The sequence below is a fragment of the Pedobacter sp. AK017 genome, assembly GCF_014200825.1.
GTDB lineage: Bacteria > Bacteroidota > Bacteroidia > Sphingobacteriales > Sphingobacteriaceae > Pedobacter > Pedobacter heparinus.
Genome location: NZ_JACHCW010000008.1, coordinates 56,231 through 80,623, shown reverse-complemented (window position 1 = coordinate 80,623; position 24,393 = coordinate 56,231). Strand labels below are relative to the sequence as shown.

The following is a 24,393-nucleotide window of genomic DNA, read 5'->3' as shown; positions in this document are numbered from 1 at the left end:
AAAAAAGAGGTGCCGAAAAACACCTCTTTCACATCAAACCATTAAACCACTATTTATTTTTTTTTGCTGCAGCTTTATTTTCTTTGTAGCGCATGTCGGGCGTGCCGTCTTTTTTAACAGGAGCAGCTGGTTTTGTTACTGCTTTGGCTTTATTTGCTTTCAGGCGCATATCAGGGGTGCCATCTTTTTTTAAGGTGCTGGCTGCAGTTGTTGTAGTTGTTTTTACAGTTGTTGTGGCTGCTTTAGCGTCTTTTTTAACTGGGGCCGCAACTGTTTTAACTTCTTTTTTTACCACTTTTTTTGCCGGAGCAGTAGCAGTAGCCGGGGTTTGGGCAAATGTTGTTGTTACACCCAGTGCCATAATTGCGATTAATCCTAATAACTTTTTCATGATCTTTTTATTTAAAATTCTATTCGTTAATTGTTGATGTAAAGTTGAGGTAATAGAATGAAGAATTGATGAAGAAATAAAATTCCTTACCTTTGTGTAATTTTATGAAGAAGATCACTGATTACAGAAAACTATTGGGTGTACAAAAGGATGCCGAATTGAAAGAATTAAAGACCATTTACAGGAATTTAATGAAAGACTGGCACCCTGACAAGTTTCAGGATAGTGAAGCCGCTAAGCTGGAAGCCGAAACCAAAAGCAAGGAGATCATTGAAGCTTATCATTTCCTGGTGAGTATTGCTCCTGAAACACTGGCCCTGTCTTTAGATGAATATACACAAACCATTACCAATTGTGGCATAGCCGATTATAACTGGGCTGGCCTGGTACTTACCGTACATTTTCTGGATGGCAGTGCTTATGAGTATTTTGGTGTTCCCAAAGCCATATATGTGAAACTGGTTAATGCCGATTCGCCGGGCAGGTTTGCAAGGCGTCATATTTTCCCTGCATTCCCTTACAGAAATATAGCAAAATTGCAAACTGCTTAAAGGCTGTAAAAAATGTTTTACTTATAGGTTAAGACCAATTATAGTTTGTAGCTTTGTGGTACATACAATAAGCCAATAAACTATTGAAAACTTCTTTTAACCTCCTTAAAAAAGGTCTGCTTGCACTGTGCTGCAGCAGCCTGTTTTTTTATTCCTGCAGTACCAGTAAGAAAGTTAGTACTGTTGCTGAGCCTAAGGTTCAGTCAGATCTGCCCAAGGCAGCCAAAGAGTTCAGGGCGGCATGGGTCGCTTCGGTCGCCAATATCAACTGGCCTTCAAAACCTGGTTTAAGTACTGCTGAACAGCAAAAAGAGGCCATCTTTTTACTCGATTTTCTGAAAAATAACAACTTCAATGCGGTCATATTTCAGGTAAGACCGCAGGCAGATGCACTTTATAAAAGTAACCTGGAACCCTGGTCTGTTTTTCTGACCGGTAAGCAGGGACAGGCTCCCGATCCTTATTATGATCCTTTGCAATTTTGGATCGAGGCGGCACATGATCGCGGACTTGAGCTGCATGTCTGGCTTAATCCATATCGTGCCCATCACAGTTCAGGAAAAACAATCACTGAAGCATCCATTGTTAAAAAGCGTCCCGACCTGGTGGTTAAGCTGAAAGATGGACAGTACTGGATGGATCCAACCAATAAAGGTACACAGGACCATGCTGCTGCAGTGGTTAAAGATATTGTAAAGCGCTATGATATCGATGGTGTACATTTTGACGATTATTTTTATCCCTATGACTCTTATAATGGAGGGGCAGATTTTCCTGATGAAGCTGGCTGGGCCGCTTATCAGAAAAGTGGAGGTAAACTTTCCCGTGGCGATTGGCGCAGGCAGGGGGTAAATCAGTTTATAGAAAGGGTTTATAAAGAGATTAAAGCTGAAAAGAAATATGTAAAGTTTGGTTTAAGTCCTTTTGGTATATGGAAACCAGGTTATCCTGCGTCTATTGAGGGTATGGATCAGTACAATAAATTGTACGCTGATGCAAAATTCTGGTTAAACAAAGGCTGGATTGATTATTTTACCCCACAATTGTATTGGGGCGTAAATACGATAAAGCAAAGCTTTCCGGTATTACTAGGCTGGTGGGCAAGTGAAAATACGATGGGCAGGCATTTGTGGCCGGGTATGAACGTAGGTTTAGGTGGTGATGACAAAAATGTAGACGAGGTGATCAACCAGATCATGATTACACGTGGTATGGTCCCTAATAGTATGGGGGCGGTACACTGGAGTATTGCCGGTTTAACCAAACACGAAAAACTGATTAAAGGAATTGTAGAAGGCCCTTATAAAAAACAGGCCCTTGTTCCGGCCAGCCCATGGCTGGATGATAAGGCCCCGGCGGCCCCTGTTGTAAAAACAGATGTGCAGCAGGGACAGTTAAAGATCAGTTGGAACCATGCTGATGCGAAAGATGTATTCAGATGGGTGGTTTATTATCAGTATGGCAATACCTGGAATTATGTGGTGTTGAACCGTCAGGACAGATTTTTAGTGAAGTCTATACTGGAGGCTGGTGTTAAACTGAATAAAATTGCTGTAAGTGCAGTGGACAGAACGGGGAATGAAAGTGAAAAAATGGCCGTTTTGCTCTAAGGAAGAGAATGGTCAATTTTCTTTTTAATACCCAGAGATAATATTCTTTCAAACACAGTTATTAGCTATAAGCCTGCTGGGCTGCTGTTGTACTGCTGTCATTGGTCTTCAGGTTTATGGCATGCCCGGTTCACGCTCGTTTCATGGCCGGCGTTGGTTCGGTTGTAATTGAGTGTATACCGGGCATGGACTGGTTGTACTAACTGCTTACGGAACAATAGCAAACGGACATCAGTAGGGTAGGGGTAAATTGATGACATATAATGGATGTAAGTCATAAAATGTGGGTTGATTTAGAGAATTCTGAGTGTGTAGTGGGAGAGTTTAGGAGGGACTGTAACTTTATTCCTTCTGTTGACTCTAATTAAATCAGATAAAATATAAACGATATGGGATTATTTTCAGCTTTAATGGGCAATGCAGGTGCGGTAAGTCAGGATGACCTCAGGAAAAACTACGGGACACTGCTTATAGATAATGAAGAGATTGAACTGGGTTTTAAATTGATACGGGATACTTTCATCTTTACCAATAAGCGGCTGATCATTGTTGATGTTCAGGGATTGACCGGCAGCAAGACAGAGTATGTTTCTATTGCTTATAAAGCGATCTCCAGATTTAGCATTGAAACTGCTGGTACTTTTGATCTGGATGCGGAATTAAAGATCTGGGTTTCCAGTGAAACTATTCCAAGTATCAGGAAGAAGTTCAATAAATCAGTAAATGTTTTTGAGGTACAGAAAGTACTTGCACACCATATTCTTGGATAGTAACGCTCATTGCCATTTTCAAAAGAGTAAATTTGGTTGACGTTAGGGAATCATTCTTATTAAGTTGGATATTGCAGGTGGGAATGTTTAATTTTGAGTATGTTAAGGCATCTGGGTATTAAACGGACTTACCGGCATAACGTTAAACTGGCATCGTTGCTTTGTATTACTGCCGGGTTTGTAAATGCTGCCGGATTTCTGGGATTTTCGGTTTTGACCACTAATGTTACTGGTCATGCTGCATTGTTTGCTGAGCGGATTGCCATGGGCGACTGGTTGACGGCAAGGGTGGTGGCATTGTGGATGTTCCTATTTCTTGCCGGGGCTTTTATTTCCAGCATGATTGTTTCGCTAATTGGCCGTAACCAACGGTTTTCTTACGTGATTCCAATTCTGATTGAGCTGGGTGTTTTGTTGGTTGTGGGGTTAACTGGTTACCAATACGACGGAAGCCTGATGACAAAGGAGTTTTTTGCAGGGAGTTTGCTTTTTATAATGGGAATGCAAAATGCGCTGGTATCTATGATATCTGGCTCTGTGGTAAGGACTACGCATCTTACCGGTACTTTTACTGATCTTGGGATCGAGCTTGCCCAGGCAATTCAAACAGGGAACTGGGCTAATGCCGGTTTACGCTCGAGGATAACGTTGCGTATGGTAATTGTGCTGTTCTTTTTGCTTGGGGCAATTCTGGGTGCTTACCTGTTTAACCATTTTCACTTTCATGCCTTTTTATTTCCGGTTGCTGTGTTGCTGTATACTTTAGTGTATGACATTTTTAGGATCAGTATTAAACGTTTATACCGGCAATTGAGATTCCGGCGGAATGAAGGTGAATAGCTTTGGATTAAATTTTTAAGCGTTTTTTACAAACATTGATACTTTTTGTTTAATCTTGCTTTCTAAATGCATGAAACCACAGTAGCAGGTAAGATGAAGGATTATCAAAATCTCCGCGATTCTGAACTGGCCGTACTTTTGCGGAATGGAGATGATGCAGCGTTTATGGAAATCTACGAACGGTACAATAGTTTGTTATATGCTTATGCTTATCGTAAGCTGCAGGACAAACAAGAGTCGGAAGATGTGGTACAGGATGTTTTTATCGGCCTTTGGGAAAAAAGGGAAAAATTTGTGCTGAAAACCTATTTATCAGGGTTCCTCTATAAATCAGTACTGAATAAGATATTGGATATCTGGAAACACAATAAGGTTGTTACAGAACATGCAGCGTTACATACGTTGCAGATTAATACAGATACCATTGAAACTGATTATCTGATCAGAGAAAAAGAAATTGCGGCAATGATCGAGAAAGAAATTGCCGCCATGCCACCAAGAATGCGGGAAATTTATGAGCTAAAATATAAGCAATATGAAAGCACCAAAAATATTGCATCGCAACTGGGTATTTCTGAACATACGGTATCAAATCAATTAAAAAATGCCACCAAGCACCTGAAAAATAAATTAGGTCTTATAGTTTTTGTGATCTATATCTTAAATAAATGATTTTTTTTGATTAAAAAATCAGGTTCTTTTTTATTTAATTTTATTTAATAAAATTTATTTCACTTTCATATAGCCAATCGAATCTTCTGAATCGTCTATACCATATGTTAAGCCATTGATCGTATTCTGGAAAATGCGGCAATTGACACATGCTACAACATATGGATAAGACTTGTAAAATTAATTTTAAGCTAGAAGTAAAGGAGGGAAATTATGATCAGATAAGTACGAAACAGAATTCTTGTAAATAGACCGGAATGGTGAGACATTTCCGGTCTGAAGTCAAGTCAAATCATCGCTGCTAAGCAATTAATCAATTATAAACTTAACCGTACAAATGTATGAATTTTTACGTTCCCTCCAAGAGAACGATATTGGGGTGTATTGCCTTAAAAAATCTTTCAAAAACTAACCAAACTAAATTTTCACTGGCAATGAAGATGACCATATTTTTAATAACAGTGTTCACAATTCAAAGTTCTGCCACTGTGTTTTCTCAAAAGCTAACTTTATCTGTCAAGAATGCCGGATTAGGACAAGTAATCAGGGAAATCAGAAAACAAACTGGATTCACCTGTTTATACGAAAAGGAAGTCTTAAGGGATGCCAGACCAATTACCGTCAATTTTAAGAACGCTGATCTGGACGACGCACTTAAAAAGGTATTTGGTGATCAGTCCTTTACTTATCAGGTTGTTGATGGGACCATAGTGCTCAAAAGCCAGGATTTACAGATAGCGCATGCGCTACAAAATACGATAAGCGGAATTGTTACGGATAGTAAAGGTGTCCCTTTAGCTGGTGTGAGTATAAAGGTGAAAGGAAGTAGCACAGGTACAAGTACAGATAGTAATGGTGCATTTACAATTAATGTACCTGCAAAAGCGATAATCGTGTTTTCTTACATAGGATTTGTAAGCCAGGAAATTCCTGTTGAAGGCCGCAAATCAATTCAGGTTCAGCTAACTGAACAGAATAGCGAATTGAATGAGGTAATGGTGGTGAGCTACGGTACACAAAAACGCCGTGAAATTACCGGGTCTATTGCCCAGATCAATGCCGAACAATTGCAGGATATGCCGGTTGCACAGTTTGCCCAAAAACTTCAGGGTAAAATAGTCGGCGTTCAGATCAACCAGAATACCGGAAAACCGGGACAGGGCATGGGTGTGCGCATACGTGGAGCTGCATCTGGTAGTGGGAATAGTACTCCGCTATATGTGGTTGACGGACAGCCACTTGAAGGAGAGGCTGCCATCAATAATATAAATCCGGATGAAATAGAATCGTTTACGGTCTTAAAAGATGCTGCATCGTCTGCAATGTACGGTTCCCGCGCTTCAAACGGAGTGGTCATTATCACCACCAAGCGCGCGAAACCCGGTAAAACCCGGTTAGAATTTAATACCTATTACGCGACATCAGCTTTAGACAGAAGCCAGGATCCTAAGGTGAAGAACGGGCAGGAGTTCGCAGCATATATGAAAGGTGTTTATGAAGATAAAATAAAATATGAAGGATTTACAGGAACAATTCCGGAAGAATATCAAAATCCTGAACAATATGGCATTGGAACAGATTGGCTGGGAACGGTGCTTCGTTCAGCACCAACTCAGAACTATAGCCTTTCATTTTCAGACTATAGGGATAAATCGTCTACAAGTGTAATTGCTGGCTATTTTAACCAGCAAGGGATTGTAAAAAATACCGGTATTGAACGGTATTCCTTTAGGGCCAATAATGAGTTCAGGCCAACGGACAAATTAAGGATTGGATTTAATATTGCACCTTCTATACAATTGGACAATAATGCTGCAAACGTTGCTACTGATGGGCAGCGGCAAATTATTGAAGGTGCCTTGCTGTCATCTCCCCATATGCCCCGCTATAATGCAGATGGCAGTCCGGTGATAAAAACCAGTGGCTTTGGCCTTTTAAACATGCCAAACTGGGAGACCAAGGCCCTGAATACAGATAATAAAGTTAAGCTGAGCCGTGTGCTGGCAAATTTCGATGTAGAGTTTGAGATCCTTAAGGGCCTGAAGATTAAAACAGGAGCAGACGTTGATTATGCAAGTGCCGTTCAAAACATTTTTGTGAACCGTGAAGCTTCAGTAGGATTTAACGCCATTAATCCCCGGCCTTTAAGTGCAGTTACGGCACAATACAATACCTCTAATTATTACTCCTGGTTAAATGAGAATATATTGACCTATCAAACCAGCTTGTTTAAAGACCATCATATAGACGCACTGGCAGGTTATACCATTCAAAATTACAGACGTGATGCCAATGCAATTACCGGATCCAATTATGCAGATGAATCGCTAAAAACCGTAAATGCTGCCGGAACCAAGACTGCAAGTACGAGTATGAACGCAAACAGGATGTTGTCGCTTATTGGCCGCTTAAATTACAATTACAAGGGCAAATATTTTCTATCCGGTACCATCAGGCGGGATGGCTCATCCCGTTTTGGTTTTGACAGTCAGTACGGTACATTTCCATCCATTTCTGCTGGCTGGATTGTAAGTGATGAGGGCTTTATGGCAAAGTTGCCTGTAATCAGCTATCTGAAACTGAGGGCAAGTTATGGGCTTACAGGCAATGACGAGATCGGAGATTATACCGCTCAACCGCTGATCAGCAGTTCCAATTATGTATTTAATAACACATTGGCCCAGGGAAAAGCATCCAGTACCATGGGTAACAGCCTGTTAAGATGGGAGAGAAACAAGCAGTTTGATGCAGGTATAGACATTAATGTATTTAACGACAGGATTAGCCTTACCTACGATTATTATCGTAAAGTTTCGGACGGGATGTTAGCTACAGTTCCGGTTTCCCGAATTACCGGTTTCACCAGCTTTACTTCTAATGCCGGAGAATTCAGGTTCTGGGGGCATGAATTTGCTTTAAGCACTAAAAATCTGACTGGCGCTGTGAAGTGGAACAGCAATTTCAATATATCTTTTGACAGGAACAGGATCATTCACTTAGGTGCCAGTGACATACCCAATCTTCCGGCTAATGAATACAGTACGCCCTTTATCAATCAGGTTGGTTCCCCATTGTCATTGTATTACGGTTACATTAACGATGGCGTATACATGACCCAGGCAGAGTTTGATGATCCCAAGGTTGCAAAACATGCAACTTCACGCGTAGGAACCGTTAAAATGAGAGATGTAAATGGCGACGGAGTAATCACTTCCGCAGACCGCACAATTATAGGAAATCCTAATGCTGATTTTCTTTTGGGCTTTACCAACGATCTGACCTATAAAAATTTCGATCTGAGTATTTCGTTTTCAGGTTCCATTGGTAATGATATGCGTGACGGTATGTACGAGAGTGCAGGTAATTTAGATGGAAATGCATTTAACGTATATAAAAATATCGATCCCTGGCGTTCAGAAGCAAATCCAGGTGATGGACGGACACCACGGACGCTGCAGCTGCCGGGGGTAAATACTACAGCTTTATACAGAACGATCAATACCAATGCCATCCACGATGCCTCCTATCTGACCTGTAAAAACATTTCATTAGGATACACCTTAAAGCTGCCTGTAAATAAATACATCAGCAAGTTGCGGCTGTACGCCAGTGTACAGCAGGCATTTGTGATTACCAATTGGCCAGGGTTTAGCCCGGAAGCAAGTAACTCAAGTGACAATCTGAATGGTTTACAACTAGGTAACGACGTGGTAACTTACCCGATTCCAAGAACAATTTCATTTGGAATAAATATGGGATTATAGTATCGGCAAACTTCCGCTCAAATATTAAAATATAAACAACGATGAAAATCAAAAACTTTGGATAAATGAAAAATAAGATTTTATATATTTTCTTAACCTTATCGTTAAGTATGAGTTCCTGCTCTAAGGACTTTCTTGATCTCGCTCCCGAAAACCAGCTAAATACAAAGACCTACTTTCAAACTGAAGATGAATTTAACCAGGCACTGATCGGTGCATATGCAGCGCTAAGAGGATATGCGGGAACACACGGCTGGTTAATGGGCGAAATGCGATCAGACAATACCACCTACGAATTTTTTCCGCAAAACAGGGGCGTGGCCATAGTTCAAAAAGAGAACGTAGCGGAGTTTCTGGATGATGCATTAAATGCACAAACCCCAGGTAAGTATTATGCTGCTTACGAATGCATAGCCAGGACCAATTTGATTCTTGACAGGATTGGAGATGCCACTTTTTCTGCTACTTCCAGAAACGCCATAGAAGCGGAATCGAAATTCCTGCGTGCATTTTTCTATTTTGACCTGGTACAATTTTACGGAGGTGTGCCACTATTATTGCACCAAGTTACCAATGCTGAACAAGCCCTTATTCCACGCGCACCCGTAGCTGATGTTTATGCGCAGATAGTAGCTGATTTAACGGACGCAATTACCAAGTTGCCCCCAACCGTAACTTTTCCTCAAAGTGGCAGAGTGACCATTGGTTCCGCAAAAACATTGCTTGCAAATGTTTATATGGTGCAAAAAAAGTATGCAGAAGCAGAAGTATTGCTTAAAGCTGTTACACAACTTGGCTACCAGATCATGCCTGATTATGCTTCCGTTTTTCTTCCTGCCAATAAAAATTTACGGGAGTCGGTATTCGAAATACAATACAAACAAGGCGCTACAGAAGGACAGCAAAGTAATTTTCTTTACCAGTTTATCCCTGCAACTGCCAATACAACAGTAATTACAGGGTTTAACAGTAGTTTGATTAACGGTGCCGGAGGAAATTTTCCTACTCAGGATCTGATTGGAAGCTATGAGCCAGGTGACAAGCGACTGGATGCTTCAATTGCTATTGTTGAAGGTACAAATAATTCTAATGGAGATTTTGTATATGGTGCCGTAAAAAGCGTAGTAGGCTACGTAACCCCTGCCGGAAAAATTGCAAAACCCTTTATCAAAAAGTATATGCATCCGCATACTATTGTAAATAATATGGACGACAACTGGCCAATTTACCGTTATGCAGAAGTGCTTTTGTTTCTTGCCGAAAGCTTAAATGAACAAAATCGTGCACCTGAAGCACTTCCATATCTTAATCAGGTAAGGACGGTACAAAGAACAGGACTGAGCCCGATAACGGAAACCAACCAGACTTTACTACGCGATATCATTGCTAAAGAAAGACGTATCGAGCTGGCTTTTGAAAATAAGAGATGGACTGATCTGTTAAGAACAGGCAAGGCCATTCAGGTGATGACTGCCTTTGGTACAAAAATGAAACTCGATTCAAGGGTGAACCCTGCTGCGTATAATTTGACTAATGATAAGTTGTTATTTCCGATCCCGAAGGCAGAGCTTAATATTAATCCTTTGCTGGTGCAGAACCAAGGTTATTAATATATAAGCTGTGCTCTACTGGCGTGAAAGCGTATAGGCTGATCCTGTCCTTTCATGCCTTTTATAGGCCTTATTCAATAGACACAATATGAAATTAAGAAACATCACGTTTGGCGCTGTAATCGTTACCATCACTTTGATATTTGGCTTTCAAACCAAACCTATACCTGGGAGCGACTTTGAATTGCTTCAAAAGAACTTTAAAAATCCATCAAAGGATTATGGCTCTGTTCCGTTTTGGGTATGGCATACTAAAATGACCAGAGGCATCATCGATTCTATAATGCTGGATTTTAAAACTAATGCATTTGGAGGGGTGATGGTACATCCCCGGCCGGGTCTGATCACTGAATATTTATCAAAAGAGTGGTATGATCTTTTTCAATACACCGTGAAAAAAGGTAAGGAGCTGGGTTTAAATGTATGGATTTATGACGAAAATTCTTACCCAACAGGCTTTGCGGGAGGGCTTGTTCCTGAACAGATGCCCGAATCCTATAACCAGGGACAAATGTTAAGGATGACAAAAACATCCGTGTTTCCGACAGCAGATCATGAGGTGTTTATTGCCTTAAAGGAAATGAACGGTAAATTGATTGATATCACTGCTGAGAAAAGCAAAGAGCAAGGAAAGTCGGGAAGTTATTATCTGTTCAATAAAGTGTATTACGGAAAGCAGGCCGGAATGGTTGGCCCCCCGGATTTTCCTTATGTAGATTTAATGGTAAAAGGTGTGACGCAGAAGTTTATAGATGTCACTTTTAAAGGGTACGAACAAGTAGCAGGTAAGGAATTCGGCAAAACTGTACCTGGAATTTTTTCAGACGAACCAAGCATACCCGCACAGGGAGCAGGAAATGTCAGATGGACACCTGATCTTTTTACCGAATTTAAGGCTACCTGGAACTATGACCTTATTCAGCACCTGCCTTCACTTTTTGAAGAAACCGGAGACTGGAGAAAAGTAAGACATAACTATTTTACTGTGCTGTCACAATTGTTTATAGACCGCTGGTCTAAACCAATGTATGCCTACACGGAAAAAAATAAACTTAAATGGACCGGCCATTATTGGGAACACGGCTGGCCAAATCCAAATGACGTACCGGATAATATGGCAATGTATGCTTACCACCAGTACCCTGGAATTGACATGTTGTTTAACCAGTTTGATGAAAAAAGCCCTAATGCACAATTTGGCAATATACGGTCAGTTAAAGAGCTGGCCAGTGTGGCCAATCAGCTGGGAAAAGAGCGGACTTTGAGCGAAACGTATGGTGGTGCAGGCTGGGAACTGACTTTTAAGGAGATGAAGCGACTTGCCGACTGGCAGTATGTACTTGGTGTTAACCTGTTGAACCAGCATTTATCGATGACCACACTTACAGGTGCCAGGAAATACGATTATCCACCAAGTTTTTCTTATCATGCACCCTGGTGGTCTCATTATAAGCCTCTTAACCAATATTTTGCACGGCTGTCCCTTGCTTTGTCTACGGGTACACAACAAAATAAAATACTGGTCCTGGCACCCACCACATCTGCCTGGATGTATGTTTCCAGGAGCAGGAAGCTGGATAGATTTAATGAGATAGGAAACGCTTTTCAGGCTTTTGTGACCAGGCTCGAAAAAGCACAGGTAGAGTATGATCTGGGTTCAGAAAATGTGATCAAAGATCACGGGAATGTCTCGGGTGGTCAATTTATGGTTGGCAAAACGGCTTATACAACGGTAGTCATTCCACCTGGAATGGAAAATATTGATGCTGCTACTTTCAGTCTTCTGAGGGATTATGTTGCTCAGGGAGGAAAAGTGGTCCAGTTTGCAACGCTGGATTTTCTTGATGGCAGGCATACAGACGTTGTGAAGAATCAACTGGCCAATAAAAAAAATGTACGGCAATTTCCGGACCTTAATGAACAGCTGATAGCTGAACATTTTTCTTCCAGGGATTTTAAAATTTCCAGAAGTGCCGAGGATTCGATTGGAAACCTCTACCACCACCGCAGGCAGCTAAATGACGGACAGCTGATCTTCCTTGCGAATGCCAGCATGACCGGCCCTGCAACAGGAAGCCTGGAGGTTAGCGGGCGTGACGCGATTCTTATGGATGCATTTACAGGTGAATTATCGGATTACCCGGAGGAGGTAATGAATGGGAACATTCTGGTCCGGTTTAACTTACCTGCCGCCGGAAGTCTTTTGCTGTTTGTTTCTAATCAAAAACGTTCAGGATATAGCGCTCAACGGTCATTAAAAAAAGGATCTGTAATGAAAACGGATGTATCTAAAGTGATCAGACCTGCTGAAAATACACTTATGATAGATTTTTGTGATCTAAAACTGAAGGACAGTTTAATTCGGGACTTACATGTTTCCACTGCTTCGAAACTGGCATTTACCCGAAATGGTTTTAAACGAAATCCATGGGATCACCAGATGCAGTTTAGAAAACGGTTCATTGAACGTGATACTTTCAAAATTGGTTCTGGATTTACAGCAAGTTACCATTTTAACATAGAAAAAAATACAGGGTTTAAAAAACTACGGGCCGTTGTAGAGCAAGGGTATTTATGGAACAGCATCCGGATCAATGGTGTAAAAATAGAACCCGCAAAAGGTAAATGGTGGTTAGACCGCTCGTTTTCGGTACTCGAAATTGGCAATTATCTACACCCCGGCGACAATACAATTGCCTTATCGGTAGATCCGATGCGGATATATGCCGAGATTGAGCCGATCTATATTCTTGGGGATTTCAATCTGCAATCTGCAAATAAAGGCTGGAGAGTTGTAGCTCCGGGGCCACTTAATTTTGGTGCCTGGAACCTGCAGGGACTGCCGATGTATGGGCATGATATCACTTACCAGAAAAATCTCAAATTGAGGGACGTTAATGCAAATTATGTGGTGCAGCTTGGTAAATGGGCCGGAACTGTGGCAGTTGTGCATGTCAACGGAAAAGAAGCCGGCCTTATTAGTTCCGAACCTGATAATTTAAATATCACCAGGCATTTAAAGCCAGGGAACAATACCGTTGAAGTTAAGGTTATTGGTAGTTTGAAAAACCTGCTGGGCCCTCACCACAATTCGCCAGAACCCGGTATGGTTGGCCCTGATCATTGGCGTGTGAAATCATACCCCCCCGGAGATCAATATGAAACGCTTCCCTACGGTCTAATGGAAGATTTTAAGGTTGTTAAATATTCTAAATAACTATAAAGTTTGCGCTGTTTTTATGAAAAATGTTACCCTGGCAAATTTTATCTCGATTGACCATAGCCTGGTGATGCCTAAGTATATGCAAATTGCCCGATTTATTAAAAGAGCTATTGAAACCGGCCTGCTTCAAAAAGATGATCCAATGCCATCGTTGAGCAAACTGGCGGAAGAAATTGCAGTTAAGCGTTATACCGTGGAGCTCAGCTATAAATACCTTAAAGAACTGGGCGTGTTAAAGACATGGCCCGGCAAAGGATATTTCGTCAGTGAGCTACCTTTCAGCAGGTCCATCCAGATTTTTTTGCTGCTCAACAAGCTAAGTGATTACAAAAAGGTCTTTTATGATCATTTTGTGGCAACCCTGGGCAGCAGGGCATTGGTAGATTTGCAGGTCTACTATAATGATACCGCCCTTTTTGAGAAGCTTATTGCTAAGGCTGGTAATGGATATACACATTATGTGATCATGGCCCATTTCAACGAACCTTTCCAGAAGCAGTATGAGCTCATCAATCGTTTGCCCAAACATAAACTGATCTTGCTGGACAGAAAAATTGACCAGATAAAGGGAAATTATGGTGGGGTTTATGAGGACTTCAAGGCCGATATATACCAGTCTCTCCAGAAATTGCTGAAGCCGCTGAGTAAATTTCATACCCTTAACTTGCTGCTTCCCTATCACAGTTATTATCCGGACCAATTGACGGAAGGTTTTAATTCATTTTGTCAGGATTATGCCTTTGAGCGCAGAGTTTTAATAGTGAATGAATTTATAGAGGTTAACAAGGGTGAAGTATTTATCTGTTTAAAGGATACGCAGTTACTTTTAGTTATTGAAAAGATGAAAACATTAAACTTTGTGGCCGGAAAAGATATCGGCATTATTTCATACAATGAAACACCGTTAAAAAAATATATCCTGGAAGGAATCACTACCATTTCCACGGATTCAGGGTGTATGGGCAGAGAAGCTGCCCATATGATCTTACAAAATTACAGAAAGCATATAGAATTAAAATGTGAAGTTAACTTAAGAAAGTCCTTATAACCGAAATTTAAACAAAACCTAAAATTAAACTAGAATGAAAAAAACAAATTTAATGCTTAAAAAGGCTTTGTTACTGCTGTGCTTTGGTTTTTGCCTTGCCGCGTGTAAAGAAAGCCAGCTTGCCGATGAAAAAGAAAATTCAGGGCATTTGAAGCCAAGGTCGACCGGAGATTTTCAGACAATGGCAGCAGGTGAAAACCCGTTTACCGTATTGTCTTTTAATGTAAGACATGATGAAGCGGGTGATCCTCAAACTATTGTGCAAAGAAGAGGAAACATTCGCCAGATTATTGTGAATGAGAGCCCTGATGTATTTGGCGTCCAGGAATTTTCTGACGATGGCCTTAAAACCTGGTTCAGAAACGAAATGTCGGCCTTGGGATATGGGGAATATTGCGATACAACGACAGTAGTCACTGTTACGCCCAAAGCAATTTTCTTTAAGAATTCAAGATTTGCGCTTCAGAGAAGCGGTACAGTAAAGTTGGGCGCACCACCGATATTCGATTTGGCCAGCTGGGTAGTACTGCAGGACAAAATTACCTCCAACAGGTATTTTATTAGCAATAGCCACTGGCGGTTCGACTCGGTAGCTACCAGAATTGCAAATGCCAACGCGCTGGTTGCTATGGTGAACAGTCAGAATACAGACAACCTACCTGTTATTGTATTCGGCGACTTTAACGCGATACCGGGAACAACTGAGGTTAATACTTTAAAGAATGGCCTGGATGTGGTTGATGCACTTGGTGACAATGAGGGTGATTTTACTTTTCACAGTTGGAAGGGAGTTGATATAAAAAAAATAGATTATATCATGAGTAACAGGAAAATGGCATTCACCAGCTGGGAAGTAATTAAAACAAAGTTTGGTGAATATTGGCCTTCGGATCATTACCCAGTTAAGGCCACTTATGTTCCCGGCATATTTGACGGACCACATACCGATGCAAATGGCAAGAGTGCGAACGCAAATACCAAATTTTACTTTGCCGATGTTAACGGAGATGGAAAAGATGACAAAATTTACTGGCTTCCAACCTACGATAGCGGAAAGCCGCAGGTGTTTTTATCCAATGGAAATGGCACATTTGCATCGCCAGCAGTTACACATGCCGCATCTGCTTCAACAGCAACTACCACCAGGTATTATTTCGCAGATGTGGATGGTGACGGAAAAGCTGACCTCATCCGCTGGGACCCAACTTTGAATAGTGGCCATACCAGGGTTTATTTGGCCACAAGTAACGGAAATTTCAGTTCAACTGTAGTTGATAATACTGAAGGCACCAGTGCCGGTACAACTACCCAGTACCATTTTGCCGATGTAAGCGGTGATGGAAAAGCCGATAAAATTTACTGGAACTCAACCTTTGATTCGGGTAAAACGCGTGTTTTTCTGGCTACGGGTTCAGGGCAATTTAATGGAACAGCAGTTGCAGGTTCTGTGGGGGCCAGCACAACAGCCGGTACCACATTCTGGTATGCGGATCTTAATGCTGACGGCAAAGCGGATAAAATACTTTGGCATCCTACGCTAAATGGGGGCCAGACGATGGCGTATCTTTCCAATGGAGATGGTAATTTCACGGCTTCATCATCATTCAGTTCCGGTGCTACGAGTGTATCTGCAAATACAAAATTCTATTTCTCAGATATAGACGGGGATGGCCGTGCAGACAAGGTATATTGGAATCCTGATAATTACCTGGGAAAATTAAAAGTATATTTTGCCAGGACCAACAATGCTTTTCAAGGCCCTTATTACAGTTTAAGGGGTACCTCACAGAGTGCCAATACCCAATTCTTTTTTGCTGATATCAGTGGTCAGGCAGGGGGAGTACGAAAAGCTGACCAGATCCGCTGGAACTATGCAGAAAATACCGGAGAACTCCGTAATTATTTTGCCTATTAACAGGACAGAGGTGGTTGTAACTGATTGTACAGTCACGTCGGAAAGAAGGGAATTTTCGATGTGACTGTTTAACAGAAAAAGGCCGTCCCATTAGAAATTATATTGAACTTTTTTAAAACGTACAAAAACAAAATGATGAATAACGCAAAATTAAAAGAATCAGGTGTTTATAGAAAGTACCTGAACGTCCTGGACAGCAGCATTAGTTATATTGAATCAGGCATTGGAAACCCGGTAGTGTTCCTTCATGGTAACCCTACTTCTTCTTTTTTGTGGCGAAATATTATTCCAATTGTCAGCAAGACCGCCAGGTGCCTTGCTCCGGATTTGATCGGGATGGGCGAGTCGGGCGAATCGTCCGGTGATCATCACGGATTCCATGATCATTTCAGATATCTTAATGAATGGTTTAAAAACATGGATTTTGAAGATCAGATTACGCTTGTATTACATGACTGGGGTTCCGCTCTTGGCTTTCATTGGGCTTACATAAACCCTGACAAGATTAAAGCAATTGTTTATATGGAAGCCATAGTTCAACCAAGAATCTGGTCAGATTTCCCGGATGGAAGGGACAAAATATTTAGAATGTTAAAATCTGAAGCCGGTGAAGGTTTAGTCTATGAGCAAAACTTCTTTATAGAAACAGTTTTACCGAAAAGCATCATCAGACCGCTTACTGAGGAAGAAATGGATGTATACAGAACGCCATTTACCAGTAAAAATAGCCGTAAAACAACATTGGATTTAGCCAGGGACCTTCCTATAGAAGGAGAGCCGGCAGATATAGTCAAAATCGTAGATGATTATGGAAAATGGCTTAAATATTCTGATATCCCGAAGCTATTAATTGTTGCAGAGCCGGGGGCATTATTACACGGACGTAATCTTGAATTTGCCCGCAGCTGGAAGAATCAGCAGGAAATTACTGTTAAGGGCATTCACTATTTGCAAGAAGATTCACCGGTTGAAATCGGGGAAGCTATTCGTGGTTTTTTGAATTCATCCGCTTGCAGCACAAATAACTCTACAGATTTGGACAAGTAATAAAAAAATATATAAATTGTAAGGATCTTAGCATGAATTACATGAGCCTGACTGAATTTGCAACCAATTGGATTAATGACTGGAACAGCCACGATTTTGAAAAAATCTTGTCCCATTATTCAGATGATCTCGAAATAACTACCCCGATGATTAAAATTGCGCTCGGCTCGGAAACGGGTACTTTGAAAGGTAAAATAACTGTAGCTAACTATTGGCAAGCTGCGTTAAAGAAGTTTCCGGATTTACATTTTGAGTTAATTGAAGTGACTGAAAGCGTCAATTCTGTTGCTATTTATTATAAGTCCGTGATGAACAAGAGGGCAATAGAAGTCATGTTTTTTAATGATCAGGGAAAAGTAAACAAGATGATCGCTTTTTACACCTCTTAATCCCGATGAAAACTTTCAAGCTGAATCAAAGAAACTAATAGGTTAAAGTTATTGGCGAGATTGGTGTTTGGCAGGGGCATTCACCGGATCAGCTTAAAGCCATGAAAGACGGACTGGAGAAATTGAAGTAACAAGGTATAAATGAGATTATAGATTAACTTTATGCCCATGGAGATAAATATAATTATAAAGGCATTTAAAGAGTTGACTATTGAGGAGCTTTATACGCTCCTGAAACTGCGAAATGAGGTTTTTGTAGTGGAACAGAATTGTGTTTACCTGGATACTGACGATAAAGACCAATCGTCTTTTCATCTGATGGTATTTAAGGATAATTTGCTTGCCGGTTACACGAGATTAGTCCCGGCTGGGCTTTCCTATCCTGAAGTTTCCATTGGACGTGTAGTTACCGCTGCGCAATTTCGCGGAAATGGCTTCGGTAAACAGTTAATGGAACTGGCTATTGAGGGCTGTTATGAAAAATTTGGCAAAGTTGATATCCGGATCAGTGCGCAACATCACCTGATAAAATTCTATGGTTGTGTTGGATTTGTTACTGTTGGAGATATGTATATGGAGGATGGGATACCACATATCGGAATGCTGAAACGTTACTTGTAATTAATTACCTGAACTGCCCCATTAGTACCGTTGCTACTTTCCGTTCGCTACGGAAATCATAGTAATGATAATCCGTGGGTTGGTTAACAATTCCGTTTTGTGGTTTCCCGTTAATGTACATGCTGGATGAACCGCCGCCGTCCAGGTTTAATGCATCAGTGCAATGGAGTGATTTCATCACTACTGCAAGTTCGGCAATGCTTAGCCCTGCTGAACTTGGAGAATTACCATCGGCTACTAAAAATATGAATTGATGGGAAGCTGTGATTCCTATAGCGGTACGACTGAACCTCTTTAAACTAAAACTATGTTTCAACTGCGATATGATCTGATTGTTGTTGATTAATACCGGCCCCCCACTTAATATGGTTGGGGTAGATTGAAGTGTATTCCAACCCCCTTGTGGTTTTACCGCAAGCTTCCATTTTCCCTTTCTTGTCTTTATCAGGGCGCCAGAGTCCAGTCCTTTAATAAAATAGTCTTCTCCCAATTCTTCCCTGGTTTGCCTGATAATTTTACCGTCTACTTTTAAAAAGCATACTGGGCCGCCTTCTTCGGGATGGAAAAAGCTACCATTGATGGCAAAATCTGCCTGAGCTGATTTTGCAAATGTGCTGGTTTTTTTTAGGGAATCGGCACTCCAGCCAATGGCCAGGTTTAATGTTCTTAAGGATTTAATTGTGATGATGTGTAATCTTTGTTTATCTCCAAAAAGGTTTTCAGTATAATATTTAGTATAAACAACACCTGGCCCCAATTGCGCTGAGGTCCATGTTCCCTTAGCGAATAGTTTTTCATCAGCTGTTTGATTTTTTTTAATGCTGCAGGATGAGCAAATGATCAACCAACTTAGGATGATATGAATAAGTTTCTTTTTCATTTTCGGGTATTTGGTGATTTAATTGATCTGTTAAGATCGGGGATATACCCCCGATCTGCTACGCTAATTCATTTTAATTGGCGGAATCCCACCAAACTTTTTTTCCTGTATAATCCGGAGCCAGGCCGCCGATAGCTTCAACCTGAGCTTTGTTATAGTCGATCTCGGTTGAAAAGGGGGGAAGTCTTCTTACCCAGGCGCCCTTCAAGGCGGGATTAGCGCCTGGAGGTTGTGCCAATCCGGGATAAATTTGAGGGCTGTAATCCATGCGCCGCATATCCACCCAAATTTCAGGCTGAAAAACTAAGGAAATATATTTTCCGATCATGATGTCTTTTAGTGAAAGACTGGCAGGATTCTGTGCAACTGCAGCGCTTTGCATATAAGTATTTTGTTCAGCAATACCCACCCCCATACGTTGCAGGTTATTGGTTATTGCACTTTTGTACGCGGTATGTGCACGCATTTTATCTCCTGTTCTGAAAGCCGCTTCTGCTTCAATAAATTTCAGCTCATCAAATGTGAGTAAGCAATACTCGCTGTTTTCACTGGTATAGAATTTACCCCAGAGCGACCCGATCAGCTCGGGGTTGAGGCCATCTTTTGTAATACCATTGGTAACCCCTCTGTACACTCCATCGCTTCCAGGATTTACGATCTTTTCCAACCTTGGGTCTCTTACGCCGTTCATGCCCTCTCCGTTTAATAAATTCACGAAATACTTGTTCCAGGTTTTAGCTGAACTTGGAAGGTTTCCATCGGGGCTCCATGGATGTGCATCCGGATAGGGGCCCGGATATATAAATATGGGCTCTCCGGAACGGTCCTGAAATGACTTGTCAATGAGAGAAAGTACCTCTTGAGGGTTATAATTAGGTTTTTTACTTAAATGGTTTAATAATCTCGCCTTAAGTGCAAAACCAAATTTTTTCCATTTGTTAAGGTCACCACCATAGAAAATATCCTCATCACCTACCGTTCTGAAAGAAGGTTTGTCGAATTGCTGTTCCGCATCGTCAATCAATCCTAAGATTTGCTGGTAAACATAATCCTGTGTATTGAATTTAGGTTGCGCAATTTCTTTATTTGCCTCATCGTAGTATACTTCACCAAAAAGATCTGTTGTATAAGCATAGCAAAGTGCTTTGATTAACTTACCTATCCCTACGTAAGCGAATGATCCTTCTTCCGTTGCCCATTGCATCATCGCTTCGTTATTAGAAGCTACAAAGAAATAATTATTTTGAAATTCATAGTTCACTGCTCCCAGATCAACCCAGTTATCAACATTTGGAGTAGTTAAGCGGCTGGTAGCCAATTGTTGTGTAATTGTGCTTGTAGGCAGGCCTGCGGTTGCCTGCAATTCTAAAGCCTGGCGAAGGACATTAGTGAGCATTTTATCAGGTGTGGTTTTAGCTGGCCCGTTTGGGTCTTCTATATCTAAAAATCCTTTTTTGCAACTGGTAATACCAGTTATGATGAGGATCAATATGTATATGGAATATCTTTTCATGATGAGCTGATTTTTAGTTAAAAAGTTGCGTTAATTCCGAAGGAGAAACCCCGGGTAGAGGGAAAACCTAAATAGTCTATGCCTACAGTACCTGTTCCCCCCACTCCGGCACCGCCCGAACTGAGCTCAGGATCAAAACCAGAATAGTTGGTAATTAAAACCAGGTTTTTAGCTGTTAGATTAAGGCTCAGCTTTTTTACCGGTGTTTGTTTCAGCAACTTTTGTGGAAGTGTGTAAGAAAGGGAAAGGTAGCGTAGCCTGTACCAGGTGCCATCTTCCAGGAAGTTTTCGGCGTTGGCCGCATAGATTGTGGTATAGTAATTCTGGTCCAATAAAACCTGTTTCATATTCGGCACATAGGATCCATCCGCGTTTTTTGTAACACCAGGTAAAACCACCATCTGGTTGCGGTTTAAAGTTTTTGTGCTTAATCCACTTTTTACCAGTTCGTATTCAGTACCGTTAAAAATTGTACCTCCTTTACGGGCATCTATTAAAAAGGAAAGGTTCAGGTTTTTATAGGTAAAGGAATTGCTGAGGCCCGCGATCCAGTCTGGTTGCCTGCTTACACCTAAATCAACCTGCTGGCTGGTATTTACAGTGGGATATCCATTGTCCCCGATAATTACCTGTCCATTCTCGTTTTTGGTATAGGTAGTTCCCCTGATGCCATAAAAATTGCCGTTTAAAAAGGAGCTGCCTTCTGCTAAATTAAAAACCGCAATTGCATTGCTGTTTCTAAATACACTTGTGCCCAATGGTAATTCAGTTACTGTAGCTTTATTTGTGCTCCAGTTCAGGTCGACAGTCCATTTAAAATCATTGCGGTTAACCGGCATAGCATTTAATGAGAGCTCAAACCCTTTGTTCAATATAGTACCGCCATTTATCAGTTTAAATATAAACCCTGTACCCTGACTTACCCTAGGCTGTGTGATCTGGTCTTTACTTTCTATACGGTAGTAGGTGATGTCGAAGTTCAGACGGTTGGAAAAAAAGCCTAGTTCTGTACCTATTTCAAGTGAATTGGTATATTCGGGCCTTAAAAATGAATTGTTGGCATAAAAGCCATAACCAAATCCATTTCCCAGAACGATGCCTGGATCTGTTGTTAGCTGCGTTTGCAACTTATTGGGCGGGGCATCTTTTCCGACTTTAGCATAGGTAGCCCTTACTTTGCCATAGCTGAATACAGCTGATTTCATGTTTAATAATTTTGAAAAGACGGCACTTCCACCTATGGAAGGATAAAAAAAGCTTCTGTTTTGTTCCGGAAGGGTAGATGACCAGTCATTTCTCCCTGTAACATCTAAAAAGAAGATAGATTTGTAATCCACTTGGAAGTTTCCGAAAACGCCGATCAGTTTTTTATCGGCAAGGTATTGAGTATTGAACTTATTTGCCGTATTGTTCATACTTACAAATCCGGGATTGAGAAAGTTGGTTCCAAAAACGGTATTATTGGTGTAATTGTTGAGTTCGAAATTTTGCCCTATTAACAGAGTTAGGCCGGTTGATTTCCCGATCTTTGTATGTGCATTGGCCAGAAAGGTAGAAGTAAGTATTTTATTGAAATATTCGGATTCCAATAACCCGCCGTTGCTATTTTGGTTTAAAGAAGTACCGGGCGAACGTAAGCTCTGATAGTTTTCCCTGTAAAAATCTACACCGATCCGATAGGTGAAATCCAGCCATAAAAGTGGTTCATATTTAACCTGCCCCGTTCCTATAAACCTGTCCAGTTTTGAACTGACAGGATTGTTATGGACGCTCCAGTATGGATTGTCGATATCTTCATTGATATTGGATACCAATCTCCGTCTTGTGCCATCGGCATTCAGGTAATTTTTCATGTCATCACTGAGCGGCCAATAGGCAATACTTCCAAATACACCTCCTGATCCGTTATTGACACCCGGTCCTTGTAAAGCTTGCTGAGATAGGGTATGGATGTAATTAGAAGTGAAGCCAACTTTCAACTTATCAATCACGTTAAGGTCTGAATTTAAACGAAATGATTTCTTTTTGAATCCGGTTTGAGGTACGATGCCCTTTTGGTCTGTATTTGCTGCGCTGGCATAAAATGTTGTTTTATCTGTGCCGCCAGAGAAGGACAGGTTATTTGTCCAGATCCGGCCTGTTTGAAAGAAACTTTCTGCATTGTTGTAAAGGGTAGCATTTTCGCCAGACAATGGCCCCCAGGATAATCTGGAATTCACATCCTGACCACCTGTACCCATTTTATATACATTTTGAAAATCCGGCAGTCGATTTTGTTCCTGAAGTTCAAAATCATTATTGAACGTAATTTTACCTTGACCAGATACTCCTTTTTTTGTGCTGATGATAATAGCTCCGGCAGCAGCTTTTAATCCATACAGCGCCGCGGCAGCCGGCCCTTTTAATACGGTCACAGATTCGATGTCATCCGGATTGATATCGACCGCCCTATTGCTGTTGCTCACTGTTCTGGCCAGCTGACCGCTTGACCCTTGTGGTTCGGCAATAGTGCTATTATCCACAGGAATTCCATCTATTACAAAAAGTGGCTGATTGTTACCGTCAAGTGAGGTTCCGCCGCGAAGTATGATGTCTGCCGATGCTCCCGGGGTTCCACTGGAACTGGTAATTTGTAGTCCTGCAACCTTGCCCTGCAATGCATTGCCGATATTGTATTGTTTGGAAGCCTGAATGGCCTGTTCATTTACTTTTTGAACGGCATAAGAGGTACTTTCTTTATTCCTTGTAATTCCAAATGAAGTAACCACAACTTCGTTCAGCAGCTCATTGTTTAACAGGAGCTGTACTTCAATTTCGGATTTTCCTGCTAAAGCGATTTCCTTAGTAAGGTAACCTACATAAGTGATAACCAATGTTTCCTGTGTATGGTTTACGGTGAGTTTAAAATATCCCTTTTCATCTGTGACTGTTGACGCGGAGCCAGATTTTGTTTTCACGGCGGCACCTGGTAAAGGCTTGCCGGTTTCGTCTGTAACTTTTCCGGTAATTACGGCATTGGCTATCGTTCGGGAAATGGTCGTTAAGTCTCCAGGTGCTGTGACCTTGATGACTACGGTATGGTCGAAGATTTTGTAGTACATGCCCGTACCTTTCAGGCACTGACCGATCGCCTCTTCAAGTGGTAAGGAATGAAGTGTGACATTGACTTTTCCTTGTTTAAGAACTTCATCCCGGTTATAGAAGAAATGATAGCCTGTTTGACTGGAGATTTCCTTAAAAATTTCCGGAAAAGTACTGTTCCGTTTTTGGATGGATACTTTTTGGCTATAGGTTTTAGCATTTAACTGCGTAAGTAATATTAAAATTAATAAACAGGTTAATTTCATAATTCGCAATACTTGATATAGCCCAGGAGGGTACGCCCCCCTGAAAAATGAATTTAAATTCATAATTTTACATAGTTTGAGTTGACATTTAGGTTCGTTACTTAATCAAGGCTCATTTTATCCGGGGATTGCTGGAACTTTCCCCGGTTTTTAGCCATTTATTTAGGTTATTTTTTTTTCATAGGCCCTTTTTTATAATTTG

At 41.1% G+C, this 24,393-nt stretch carries 17 protein-coding genes; 13 read left to right on the top strand and 4 right to left on the bottom strand.

The genetic code is table 11. The annotated features are described in order from the left end of the window. Positions 1–49 precede the first annotated feature (49 nt). Positions 50–391: a hypothetical protein gene (locus HDC92_RS12840; protein ID WP_183875031.1), complete on the bottom strand. Its 342-nt coding sequence runs from the start codon at positions 389–391 to the stop codon at positions 50–52. 104 nt (positions 392–495) lie between these two features. Here HDC92_RS12840 and HDC92_RS12835 point away from each other — a divergent pair, with 104 nt between their 5' ends. The 13 genes from HDC92_RS12835 to HDC92_RS12775 all read left to right on the top strand — a co-directional run bounded on the left by HDC92_RS12835 (position 496) and on the right by HDC92_RS12775 (position 18,451). Next, a complete protein-coding gene (locus tag HDC92_RS12835; RefSeq protein WP_012781507.1) occupies positions 496–942 on the top strand; it encodes a KTSC domain-containing protein in 447 nt (148 codons plus the stop codon). 83 nt (positions 943–1,025) lie between these two features. Further along, positions 1,026–2,552, top strand: coding sequence for a glycoside hydrolase family 10 protein (locus HDC92_RS12830; RefSeq protein WP_183875029.1), 1,527 nt, complete (start codon positions 1,026–1,028; stop codon positions 2,550–2,552). 389 nt (positions 2,553–2,941) lie between these two features. Continuing rightward, on the top strand, positions 2,942–3,322 hold the full coding sequence (locus tag HDC92_RS12825; protein ID WP_183875027.1) for a PH domain-containing protein: 381 nt from the start codon (positions 2,942–2,944) through the stop codon (positions 3,320–3,322). A 99-nt stretch (positions 3,323–3,421) separates the two neighbouring features. Continuing rightward, entirely contained in the window at positions 3,422–4,162 is a 741-nt protein-coding gene (locus HDC92_RS12820) for a YoaK family protein (RefSeq protein ID WP_183875025.1), read from the top strand. 66 nt (positions 4,163–4,228) lie between these two features. Further along, positions 4,229–4,834, top strand: a complete 606-nt coding sequence (locus tag HDC92_RS12815; RefSeq protein WP_255484523.1) for an RNA polymerase sigma factor — start codon at positions 4,229–4,231, stop codon at positions 4,832–4,834. Between the two features lie 434 nt (positions 4,835–5,268). Beyond that, positions 5,269–8,598 carry a TonB-dependent receptor gene (locus tag HDC92_RS12810; RefSeq protein ID WP_183875023.1) on the top strand — a complete coding sequence of 1,110 codons (3,330 nt, stop codon included), beginning with the start codon at positions 5,269–5,271 and terminating at the stop codon, positions 8,596–8,598. Positions 8,599–8,663: 65 nt separating this feature from the next. Then, positions 8,664–10,208, top strand: coding sequence for a RagB/SusD family nutrient uptake outer membrane protein (locus HDC92_RS12805; protein WP_183875021.1), 1,545 nt, complete (start codon positions 8,664–8,666; stop codon positions 10,206–10,208). An 88-nt stretch (positions 10,209–10,296) separates the two neighbouring features. Beyond that, complete coding sequence (locus tag HDC92_RS12800) at positions 10,297–13,425, top strand: glycosyl hydrolase (RefSeq protein WP_183875019.1); 3,129 nt, start codon at positions 10,297–10,299, stop codon at positions 13,423–13,425. Between the two features lie 22 nt (positions 13,426–13,447). Then, complete coding sequence (locus tag HDC92_RS12795; RefSeq protein WP_183875017.1) at positions 13,448–14,479, top strand: GntR family transcriptional regulator; 1,032 nt, start codon at positions 13,448–13,450, stop codon at positions 14,477–14,479. 34 nt (positions 14,480–14,513) lie between these two features. Next, on the top strand, positions 14,514–16,394 hold the full coding sequence (locus HDC92_RS12790) for an FG-GAP-like repeat-containing protein (protein ID WP_183875015.1): 1,881 nt from the start codon (positions 14,514–14,516) through the stop codon (positions 16,392–16,394). A gap of 132 nt (positions 16,395–16,526) precedes the next feature. Beyond that, on the top strand, positions 16,527–17,441 hold the full coding sequence (locus tag HDC92_RS12785) for a haloalkane dehalogenase (RefSeq protein ID WP_183875013.1): 915 nt from the start codon (positions 16,527–16,529) through the stop codon (positions 17,439–17,441). Between the two features lie 41 nt (positions 17,442–17,482). Continuing rightward, on the top strand, positions 17,483–17,830 hold the full coding sequence (locus tag HDC92_RS12780) for a nuclear transport factor 2 family protein (RefSeq protein WP_183875011.1): 348 nt from the start codon (positions 17,483–17,485) through the stop codon (positions 17,828–17,830). A 168-nt stretch (positions 17,831–17,998) separates the two neighbouring features. Next, positions 17,999–18,451 (top strand): GNAT family N-acetyltransferase, encoded by a 453-nt coding sequence (locus HDC92_RS12775; protein WP_183875009.1) that lies wholly within the window; start codon positions 17,999–18,001, stop codon positions 18,449–18,451. A 4-nt stretch (positions 18,452–18,455) separates the two neighbouring features. Here HDC92_RS12775 and HDC92_RS12770 read toward each other — a convergent pair whose 3' ends face one another. The 3 genes from HDC92_RS12770 to HDC92_RS12760 form a co-directional block, all read right to left on the bottom strand. Continuing rightward, positions 18,456–19,331: a phosphodiester glycosidase family protein gene (locus HDC92_RS12770; protein ID WP_183875007.1), complete on the bottom strand. Its 876-nt coding sequence runs from the start codon at positions 19,329–19,331 to the stop codon at positions 18,456–18,458. Between the two features lie 73 nt (positions 19,332–19,404). Continuing rightward, the gene (locus HDC92_RS12765) at positions 19,405–20,844 is read right to left on the bottom strand and encodes a SusD/RagB family nutrient-binding outer membrane lipoprotein (RefSeq protein ID WP_183875005.1); all 1,440 of its coding nucleotides are present in this window, start codon (positions 20,842–20,844) and stop codon (positions 19,405–19,407) included. Between the two features lie 17 nt (positions 20,845–20,861). Then, entirely contained in the window at positions 20,862–24,191 is a 3,330-nt protein-coding gene (locus HDC92_RS12760) for a SusC/RagA family TonB-linked outer membrane protein (RefSeq protein WP_183875003.1), read from the bottom strand. Positions 24,192–24,393 lie beyond the last annotated feature (202 nt).